Source organism: Aeromonas sp. Y318-1, from assembly GCF_027706125.1.
In the GTDB taxonomy this organism is placed as follows: Bacteria; Pseudomonadota; Gammaproteobacteria; order Enterobacterales; family Aeromonadaceae; genus Aeromonas; species Aeromonas hydrophila.
In genome coordinates this window covers 1-9657 of sequence record NZ_JAPDCM010000029.1, presented here as the reverse complement: position 1 = coordinate 9657, position 9657 = coordinate 1, and the positions used below count along the sequence as shown (strand labels likewise).

Below are 9657 nucleotides of genomic sequence, written 5' to 3'. Positions count from 1 at the left end.
ATCAGCAACGCTGCAAAAAAACTTATATGATTCTTATATTCGCGCTATCCGTTGGGCAAGTGACCGTATCGGAGAGCAGGGGGTGATCGGTTTTGTCACTAATGGTGGCTATATCGACTCTAACTCGGCTGATGGACTTCGTAAGTGTCTGGCGGAAGAGTTCAGTAGCCTGTATTTTTTCCATCTGAGAGGGAATGCTAGAACGTCAGGAGAGGTTCGCCGCAAAGAAAAAGATAACGTTTTTGGTCAGGGAACAAGAACGCCGATTGTAATTGCTATTCTGGTAAAAAATCCGGTAGCAACACAGACGGGTCAGATTTATTTTCATGATATTGGTGATTACCTGACAAAAGAAGAAAAGCTGGAGACAATTTCCGATTTTGGCAGTATTGACGGTATTGAGAAAACGCATGGCTGGCAGAAAATCACACCAGATGTCTACAACGACTGGCTGAATCAGCGAGATGACAGTTTTTATGACTTCATTGCGATAGGTAATAAAAAGGATGAAAAAGAAAAAAGCTTTTTTCATAACTATTCAAATGGGGTCGTTACAGCAAGGGACTCTTGGGTTTATCAATACTCTAATAAAAAGTTAAGAGTTAACATTTCAGATATGATTAATTTTTACAATAACGAATTGTCTACTCTTTCTAGAGTAGGTGATTTAAATGGTAAGGATGTAGGCGACCTTATTGATAATAACCCAACAAAAATAAGTTGGACTAGAGCCCTAAAGAACGATTTAAAAAAAGGTCGTAATTTGGAATTTGATGACTTATCTATATATGTGTCGATGTATAGACCATTTATAAAATGCTGGATGTATTTTAATAGAAGACTGAATGAAATGGTTTATCAAATGCCACAGATATTTCCATTCCCAAACTCTGAAAATGTGCTGATAACATTAAATGTAAATCCAAAAAAAGGATTTTGCGTACTATTGACAGACGTCGTACCTGACTTCCACTTGTTAGGTGATGTTCAGTGCTTCCCTTTATATGTGTATGAATCCTCGGATACTGGTGTCGTAAGAAAAAATGCCATTAATAATGATGTGTTGATTGAGATAAATTCTCATTATTCGTTAAATAATATTACTAATGAGGATGTCTTTTTCTATATATATGGATTGCTTCATTCCAATGACTACAGGGCTACATATAAGGATAATATTAGTAAAGAGTTACCTCGTATTCCTTTAGTTAAAAATATTGATGATTTTTTTGTTTATTCTAATAGTGGTCGTGAACTTGCTGAATTGCATTTAAAATATGAAAAAGTTGAGCCATACAAGGCTGATATTGATACGGGATCCCTGAGCTATTCTCAGTTAGGCAAAGACGATTTTTATGTCGAGAAGATGAAGTTCGCCAAAAAAGGTGAAAAAGATACGGTCATCTATAACAATAAAATTCGCATAAAAAACATTCCAACTGAAGCCTATGACTACGTTGTGAATGGCAAGCCAGCTCTTGAATGGGTGATGGAGCGGCAAGGTGTCTCTACTCATAAAGATAGCGGTATTGTGAATGATGCTAATGACTGGGCAGTTGAAACAATGAATAACCCTAGATACCCACTAGAGCTATTCCTGAGAATTATCACTGTCAGCCTGGAAACTCAGAAAATCGTCAATAGCCTGCCTAAATTAGATATCTAATCGATAGGTGTGCAGGATGGAAAAACCATCCTGCACAATTCTGATGATTTTCATGAATCCTGTCGTTTTTAACATAATGGATCTTGCGCGCACCACCGCCACACCACTCACCGGCAAAACCCGCCGTAACGTCCAAAACACGGGGTTATCCGCCCCGAAAACAGGCTGTTTTGGTGTTGCCGACTTGTTATCAGAATCGCAGATCCGGTTTCAGTCGGTTTGCCGGCTGAAAACGCTATTTCTTCCAGAATTGCCATGATTTTTTCACCACAGGCGGCATGGTTGGTTCTGGTGTTGCTGGCAGTTTGGACTCTATCAGTAACAACGCTTGCTTGAGATCCTCGTTGCGCTTGTCTTTTTCATTGAGTAGTAGCTCTTTTTCACGCAGCAATGCCTTTACGAGCTCTACTTCAGCTTTTAAAGCATAGTTTTCATGTAGCAAATTCTGGTCAGTTAACTGCACAAATTCACCTGCCAAACGCTGCACAGTGATACCTGATTGTTCACTGCCAACTTGCTGACCAGTGAATGAACCGAAAACACGTAGAAGCTCTGATGTGTCTAGTTTTGAAGCGCCTGCGCTATCTGTACACTTGGTCAGTTTTCCCTGCTTAATGTATGCCTGTACTGTTGTGCGGCTTTTTCCCGTTAGTCTTGCTGCTTCACTTATTGATACTAAAGCCATAGATACCTCAGATTCGTCCGTACTTGGCTAAAATTTTCTCTAGCGTGGTTCGTTGTTTTTGAGTCAGCCATGTAAATGAGCCGTTGAGATCATACTTACTCTGCATGTCACTCAGGAATTTAGCTTCAAATCCAGTAAGTTGTATTTTCGCAGTTAAAGCATCATGCAATGTTGTTTTTAGCCCCTCATGCAGACGATTTTCAGGCGTTAAACGGATTGACTTATCTTCTTTTTTTGATATTGGATCTTTTGCTAGCTCAGTCACAAGGTCAATTTGTTTATCCAGTTCAACTTGAAAGATCAGCGTATCAGCAGGACGACCGCGCTTATCAATAGATAGTTTTATATTGCTATATGTATTTAAATCTTTTGAGATTGGTTTTAAAACCCAATGGTTTAGTAATTTATATTCCGGGTAGCTTTTTTCTAACATTAGCATGAATTTAAAATCATCAATACTTATTGAAATATTGGCTTTATGTGTTTTTCTTTGTGTTAGTTCTTTTAGCAGCCATTCATAAATGCGCATTGAGTATTTGTTTTCAAAAGACTTAACGTGCTCGAGGTTGTATTTAATGAATCTCTTTAGGTGAAATAGCAATGGGATTATGTATTTACTAAATACTAAAGTTACTTCTTGTGTTTCCCTATTGAACTCTGCATATTCAGCCCAATTAAAAACACGCATAGATACAGCACCTGTTGGATATATTAACTCAATAGACCGCTTAAATAATTCTCGTGTTGATGTATTTAATCGTCCCCACGCATTCTCATAACTTATCCCCATAAATGAAGCATATTCTGAGCATGAAAATTTAACCGTTCGTTCAGTTTCATCTGGTGTTTCTAATGTGGGGTTTAGCTTTGCAACACAAAACAGGATTAGTTTCGTTTCGTGTTCTGTTAGGTCATAACGACTAACCGCAAGCTCATTTGCTTTGAATACTACCAATTCAGCCATGACTAAAACCATTGGTTGTGATTTTAAAATAACATAACCCTTGGTATTGGTTATGTCAATTACACTGGCATAACCTTTTGTGTGGTTGTGTGGATTACCTAATTTTCACTTAACCTTTTGGCGGAAGATGCTAATTTTTGCTTAACCTTTCCTAATTTTTGCTTAACCTTTCATGTTTTTTTTTGTTTTATAACAACAGCTTAAAATCTATAGAATAAAGAAAGAATAGAAAAGATAAAAAAGAATAGATCATGGCCTTGTGGATAACTGCACGCCTGAGTCAGTTGATCGATATGATAAAAGGATGTCGCAAACGCTGTTTGCTCCTCTTCAAAACAGACCTTAAACCCCCAAAATACTGAGATAGCACCCTCGCAAGCTCGGGCAACTCGCTGAACATTTCTTTTGTCTCCGACCATCCGGCTCCTGAATCGCTGTTCATTCTGTGAAAATCAGTTCGCTTCGCTCACAGCTCTGGCAGGGAATGGGGCTAGATGTCACTACAGCCGCTTTTCATGGGTTCATACGAGGAAATCCACTCATGAAACAAGAAAAGCCCGTCACGGGCTTCTCAGGGCGTTTTATGGCGGGTCTGCTATGTGGTGCTATCTGACTTTTTGCTGTTCAGCAGTTCCTGCCCTCTGATTTTCCAGTCTGACCACTTCGGATTATCCCGTGACAGGTCATTCAGACTGGCTAATGCACCCAGTAAGGCAGCGGTATCATCAACAGGCTTACCCGTCTTACTGTCAACCAGACCCGCCAGGATAAGCAATCCGGCAGACTGGTACAGAGCATGGTCACGGGCTTTACGGGCGGCTCTGGCTTCGGCTCGCTTTTCTGCCTGTATCAGGTTCATGACTTTCGCTCTGGCTTCCTGCGCTTTCTCTGCTGCCTGTTCAGCCTTCATCAGCAGGGACAGCGTTTTGATATCCTGTGCTGTTTTATCTGCTTTATCCGTCAGTATCAGCATAAGTTTCTGTTGCTCATTCGGCGACTTTAAGCCGCGAATGTACTGCACTCTGTCTGCTGCCCATTGTCCCTGCTTTTCGCTTTTATTCATGCCCGTTTATCCTCTGAATGTTAACGGGATAATTATGCTCAATGGTGGCAGCTAAGGTCAAATTCCACTACAATCCCTGATAACTTTTTATTATCAGGGCGCACTTAGACGTTTCTTCACTTCGTTCAGAAACGGTGCGCGCCTTCAGCGGGATAAAACACGATGGCATCCTATCATCTCAGCGTAAAAACCGGCGGAAAAGGCAGTGCCTCTCCTCATGCCGATTATATTGCGCGTGAGGGAAAGTATGCCCGTGAAAAAGACTCCGACCTTGAGCACAAGGAGTCCGGCAATATGCCGGCGTGGGCAGCGCATAAACCGTCCGAGTTCTGGAAAGCCGCTGACACGTCTGAACGTGCCAACGGCTGTACCTACCGTGAAATCGAGATTGCCCTGCCGCGTGAGTTAAAACCCGAACAACGTCTTGAGCTTGTCCGCGATTTTGTCCAACAGGAAATTGGCGACCGCCATGCCTATCAGTTCGCTATCCATAATCCGAAAGCAGCGATAGCCGGTGGCGAGCAGCCCCACGCCCATATCATGTTCTCTGAACGCATTAATGACGGTATTCACCGTGACCCTGAGCAGTATTTTAAACGGGCTAACACCAAAGAGCCGGAGCGCGGTGGCGCAAAAAAGGCACGTTTCGGGGAAACACCGACCGAACGCAAAGAATACCTTGTTGCCCAGAGGGAACGCTGGGCTGACCTCCAGAATAAGCACCTTGAACGGTATCAGCACGCTGACCGGGTTGATTCCCGTTCCCTGAAGGCGCAGGGCATTGACCGTGAGCCTGAGCGGCATCTGGGCGCGGGTCAGGTTCAGCGATTCGATACTGAGCAGCTACAGGCCATTCTTGAGCGCAGGGAGGCTGAAAGGCAGGTGCAGCAGTCCCGTGATGAACGTGACAGCGTAATTGACGTGACTACCTCGTTACGGGAAGCCCTCAGCGAGAGGGATACTCTGACGCTAAAACAGGAGCTGAAGTCAGAGCCTGAGCAGGAATCCCATTCCGGCAGAACGTTTGATTTTGAAAAAGAGCCTGACAAGCTGAACGCACTGGTCAGTGATGCCATGAAGGATATACAGGAAGAAATCGATCTTCAGTCCCTTGTTAACGATGCGATGGCGGAGTTCCAGGGGATACATCAGGAGATGGAAAGGCAGAGAGAGCGCGAACGTCTGGCGGAAAAACAGCGTCAGCAGGAGAAAGAACGACAGCGACTCGCCGAACAGATACGACAGAAGCCGGATAAAGGCTGGTCATTCTCACGATAGACAGGATTTTGTATGAGCGACGAAATTAAACAAATTGCCGCCCTTATCGGGCATCATCAGGCGCTGGAAAAGCGTGTTATCTCTCTGACTGAGCAGTTTCAGGCCGCCTCATCACAATTACAGCAGCAAAGTGAAACGCTGAGCAGGGTCATTCGTGAGCTGGACAGCGCGTCCGGTAATATGACTGACACCGTCAGGAAATCGGTGAGTTCCGCGCTCACTCAGGTTGAGAAAGAACTGAAACAAGCCGGATTAGCACAGCAGAAACCGGCGACAGAAGCGCTGAATCAGGCTGCCGATACGGCGAAAGCGATGATCCATGAAATGCGTCGTGAGATGTCACGCTATACGTGGAAATCCGCGATTTATCTTGTACTGACGATATTCTTCGTCCTGGCTTCCTGCGTGACGGCATTTACGTGGTTTATGAATGACGGGTATAGCCAGATTGCTGAAATGCAGAGGATGGAAGCGGTCTGGCAAAAGAAAGCCCCGCTGGCTGACATATCGCGCTGTGACGGAAAGCCCTGCGTTAAGGTGGACACTCGCACTACGTATGGTGATAAAGAGAATACCTGGATGATTATTAAGAAATAACATCATAGAGCACAGAACGCTGTGCGTCGATCTCCGGCGGAGAAAGCATTAATTAAACGTGTCGGGGGGATCTGATAACCCCAGCAAATAAAGGACATTAAGGATATCAACGATGAATGCACTTTCTGCATTGCTGACAAAAATTGAACAGGCTTCACCAACACAGCGGGACAAAGGTACAACCTTTGAAAACCTTTGTGTGCAGTATTTCCTCCATGAACCTAAATATGCCGAGCTGTACAGTGACGTGCTGAGCTATGGCGGATGGGTTTCTCAGTACGGTGAAACCGTTGGGATCACGAAGAAAAAAGATGATGGCATTGATTTGGTCGCCGTAACTAAAACGGGTGAATTTCATGCCATTCAGTGTAAAAACTACAATCAGACGAAAATTGCCAAAAAGGATATTGATAGTTTTCTGGCTGCCTCCGATAAAACGTATTTTACGCTCCGCTATATCGTTGCCTCTACGGATAACTGGACGGAGGAAGCTAAAAATATGCTGCGGGACAAGGCCGTTCCTGTCACTGCGTTAAGCCTGACAGACCTTGAGCAAAGCGCACTGGACTGGTCACAATTCGATTTTGATCCGGCATACAAGCCGGTGATGAAAGCCAAAAAGCAACTCCGGCCTCATCAGACTCCCGCGCTTGAAGCCGTTAAAAGAGGGCTGGCGACTGCCGATCGGGGCAAGCTCATTATGGCGTGCGGCACAGGAAAAACCTTCACCTCTCTGCGTATTGCTGAAGCCGTTGCCGGAAGAGGTAAAACCGTACTGTTCCTTGTGCCAAGTTTGGCACTGTTGAGTCAGACGCTGGATGAATGGACGCAGGATACGCTGATAGACCTGAGATGTTTTGCGGTCTGCTCTGACAGTGATGTGGGTAAGAAAAACCATGATGATAATGTTGTTGTCGGTATCAGCGACCTGAAATATCCGGCGACCACGAATGCTAGCAGCCTCGTCAAAGCGTTTAATCAGCCGGATATTTTCGGCAGTGATAAGCCGCCTTATATGAACGTGGTGTTTTCTACCTACCACTCTGTTGAGGTCATCCATCAGGCGCAAAAACTGGGTTTTCCTGCATTTGATTTCATCATTTGTGATGAAGCTCACCGGACCACAGGTGCGACCTTTGAAGGGGATGATGAGTCCGCCTTTGTTCGTATTCACGACAACGCCTATATCGCCGGTCAAAAACGCCTGTACATGACCGCGACTCCGCGCATTTTTGGAGATGATGCGAAAGAGACTGAGGGAGTTACCCTATGCTCAATGGATGACAAAAGTCTTTATGGGGATGATTTGTATGTCATTACCTTCTCTAAAGCCGTCCAGTTGGGCATTTTGTGTGATTACAAAGTTATTGTGCTTGCCGTGGAAGAAAAGCATGTCAGCCGCCGCATTCAGTCTCTGCTGAAGGATGAAAATAATCAGCTCAAAGTCGATGATGCGGCCAAGATTGTGGGTTGCTGGAAAGCACTGGCAAAGCAGGGACTGGCGGGGGCAGATGGCGTTCACCCTGATGCGATGAAACGGGCTGTTGCGTTCTGTCAGGTGATAGAAAAAGACTTTCGCGGAAAGACGCATAAGGTCAGTTCTAAACTGATCACGGAAATGTTCGGAGCAGTGGTTGAGGCTTATCAGGCATCCGAGATCGAACTTCTCAGGGAAACCGCACCGGATAAGGCGATTGATCCATCATTAAAACTTCAGTGTCAGGTGAAGCACGTTGACGGCAGCATGAATGCCACTGAGAAAAAATCCAAAATTGAATGGCTGAAAGCGGACACGGATGAAAATGTCTGCCGGATATTGTCTAACGTCCGTTGTTTATCTGAAGGCGTGGATGTGCCTTCTCTGGATGCGGTGTTGTTTTTAACGCCGAGAAGCTCTCAGGTGGATGTGGTGCAGTCTGTCGGACGTGTGATGCGGCGTGCTGAAGGTAAGGAGCTGGGCTACGTCATTCTGCCGGTTGTCATTCCCGCCGGAGAAGAGCCGGAGAATGCGTTGAACAATAATCAGGCTTACCGTGTTGTCTGGCAGGTGCTGAATGCACTCAGGGCGCATGATGACCGCTTTGATGCCATGATCAACAAGCTGGAGTTTAACGGTAAAGATACCGGCAGAATGGAAGTGATCGCGGTAGCCGATAAAGTGGTGAAGAAAACCAAACGGCAGACGAAAAAATCTGAGATAGCAGGAAAAGCGCGTAAAAGCAGTGGCATTGGTTCAGCCGTGAGTCCCGCTCCTGAGCAGTTTGATATTGAATTTTCCGTTGGTGAGATTGAGCGCGCCCTGTACGCAAAAATCGTTAAAAAATGCGGTAACCGGCATCACTGGGAAGACTGGGCGAACGATATTGCTAAAATTGCCCGCACACATATCGACCGCATTCACGGCATTCTCGAAAATCCGGGGAATAAAATAGAAATCAGTGCCTTCAGGGCATTTGCAGATGAACTGCGTGATGACCTGAATAACAGTGTTTCCGATGATGAAATCATTGAAATGCTGGCTCAGCACCTGATAACCAAGCCGGTTTTTGATGCCCTGTTTGCGGATTACAATTTTACCGACCATAACCCGATGAGTATGGCGATGCAGAACGTGCTTAACACGTTGCAGGAGCATCATCTCGAAAAAGAAGCCAGCACGCTGAACAGCTTCTATGAGTCGGTAAAAATGCGTGCGGACGGCATTACCACCGCAGAAGGTAAGCAGCAGATTATCGTACAGTTGTACGATAAGTTTTTCAGAAACGCGTTCCCGAGAATGACGGAGCGTCTGGGCATTGTGTATACGCCTGTTGAGGTGGTTGATTTTATTATTCACAGCGTGAATGACGTGCTGAAACAGGAGTTCGGACAAACACTCGCCGACAAAGGTGTGCATATTCTTGACCCATTCACCGGAACCGGTACGTTTATCACCCGCCTGCTGCAAAGTGGTCTTATCCCGTCAGATAAACTGGCTTACAAGTTTAAAAATGAAATCCATGCCAACGAAATCGTCTTGTTAGCCTATTACATTGCCGCCATTAATATTGAGGCGGTGTATCACAGCATCACGGAAGAATCAGAGTACACGCCATTTGAAGGGATTTGTCTGACTGACACCTTTGAAATGTATGAGAAAGATGACCTGGTCAGTGAGGTTTTGGTTGATAACAGTGAACGCCGTAAGCGGCAGAAGGCACTGGATATTCGGGTGATTATCGGAAATCCACCTTATTCAGCGGGTCAGAGATCAGAGAATGATAATAATCAGAATATTAGCTACCCTCATCTGGATAAGAGGATATCCGATACGTATGCAGCGTATTCATCAGCAACGCTGCAAAAAAACTTATATGATTCTTATATTCGCGCTATCCGTTGGGCAAGTGACCGTATCGGAGAGC

8 protein-coding genes are annotated in these 9657 nt (G+C 44.9%); 5 read left to right on the top strand and 3 right to left on the bottom strand.

Translation table 11 applies throughout. The features are described from left to right. Both OKB87_RS23155 and OKB87_RS23150 read left to right on the top strand, forming a co-directional pair. Positions 1 to 1666 (top strand): type ISP restriction/modification enzyme (locus tag OKB87_RS23155; RefSeq protein WP_333563331.1); only part of this gene is annotated, 1666 nt, incomplete at its 5' end. Positions 1667 to 1682: 16 nt separating this feature from the next. Next, the gene (locus tag OKB87_RS23150) at positions 1683 to 1925 is read left to right on the top strand and encodes a hypothetical protein (protein ID WP_270828602.1); all 243 of its coding nucleotides are present in this window, start codon (positions 1683 to 1685) and stop codon (positions 1923 to 1925) included. On the opposite strand, the gene OKB87_RS23145 is transcribed toward OKB87_RS23150, so the two are convergent. From OKB87_RS23145 to traD, 3 genes are all read right to left on the bottom strand, one after another. Beyond that, positions 1902 to 2351 carry a helix-turn-helix domain-containing protein gene (locus OKB87_RS23145; RefSeq protein ID WP_139947264.1) on the bottom strand — a complete coding sequence of 150 codons (450 nt, stop codon included), beginning with the start codon at positions 2349 to 2351 and terminating at the stop codon, positions 1902 to 1904. The two genes, OKB87_RS23150 and OKB87_RS23145, sit on opposite strands and share 24 nt — an antisense overlap. Positions 2352 to 2358: 7 nt before the next feature. Further along, complete coding sequence (locus tag OKB87_RS23140) at positions 2359 to 3315, bottom strand: replication initiation protein (RefSeq protein ID WP_094396512.1); 957 nt, start codon at positions 3313 to 3315, stop codon at positions 2359 to 2361. A gap of 595 nt (positions 3316 to 3910) precedes the next feature. Beyond that, positions 3911 to 4378: a conjugal transfer protein TraD gene (gene traD / locus OKB87_RS23135; protein ID WP_214182139.1), complete on the bottom strand. Its 468-nt coding sequence runs from the start codon at positions 4376 to 4378 to the stop codon at positions 3911 to 3913. Between the two features lie 162 nt (positions 4379 to 4540). On the opposite strand from traD, the gene mobA reads away from it, so the two are divergent. The 3 genes from mobA to OKB87_RS23120 all read left to right on the top strand — a co-directional run. Further along, positions 4541 to 5656 carry a mobilization protein MobA gene (gene mobA, locus OKB87_RS23130; protein WP_016946648.1) on the top strand — a complete coding sequence of 372 codons (1116 nt, stop codon included), beginning with the start codon at positions 4541 to 4543 and terminating at the stop codon, positions 5654 to 5656. A 12-nt stretch (positions 5657 to 5668) separates the two neighbouring features. Next, complete coding sequence (locus OKB87_RS23125; protein WP_270828601.1) at positions 5669 to 6253, top strand: mobilization protein MobX; 585 nt, start codon at positions 5669 to 5671, stop codon at positions 6251 to 6253. A 112-nt stretch (positions 6254 to 6365) separates the two neighbouring features. Further along, a partial coding sequence (locus OKB87_RS23120; RefSeq protein WP_270828600.1) for a restriction endonuclease occupies positions 6366 to 9657 on the top strand: 3292 nt, incomplete at its 3' end.

Excerpts from the sequence above, each read along its gene's own strand:
- OKB87_RS23150 (WP_270828602.1), top strand. The coding sequence starts at position 1,683 with ATGGAAAAACCATCCTGCACAATTCTGATGATTTTCATGAATCCTGTC.
- OKB87_RS23145 (WP_139947264.1), bottom strand. The coding sequence starts at position 2,351 with ATGGCTTTAGTATCAATAAGTGAAGCAGCAAGACTAACGGGAAAAAGC.
- traD (WP_214182139.1), bottom strand. The coding sequence starts at position 4,378 with ATGAATAAAAGCGAAAAGCAGGGACAATGGGCAGCAGACAGAGTGCAG.
- OKB87_RS23140 (WP_094396512.1), bottom strand. The coding sequence starts at position 3,315 with ATGGCTGAATTGGTAGTATTCAAAGCAAATGAGCTTGCGGTTAGTCGT.
- OKB87_RS23125 (WP_270828601.1), top strand. The coding sequence starts at position 5,669 with ATGAGCGACGAAATTAAACAAATTGCCGCCCTTATCGGGCATCATCAG.
- mobA (WP_016946648.1), top strand. The coding sequence starts at position 4,541 with ATGGCATCCTATCATCTCAGCGTAAAAACCGGCGGAAAAGGCAGTGCC.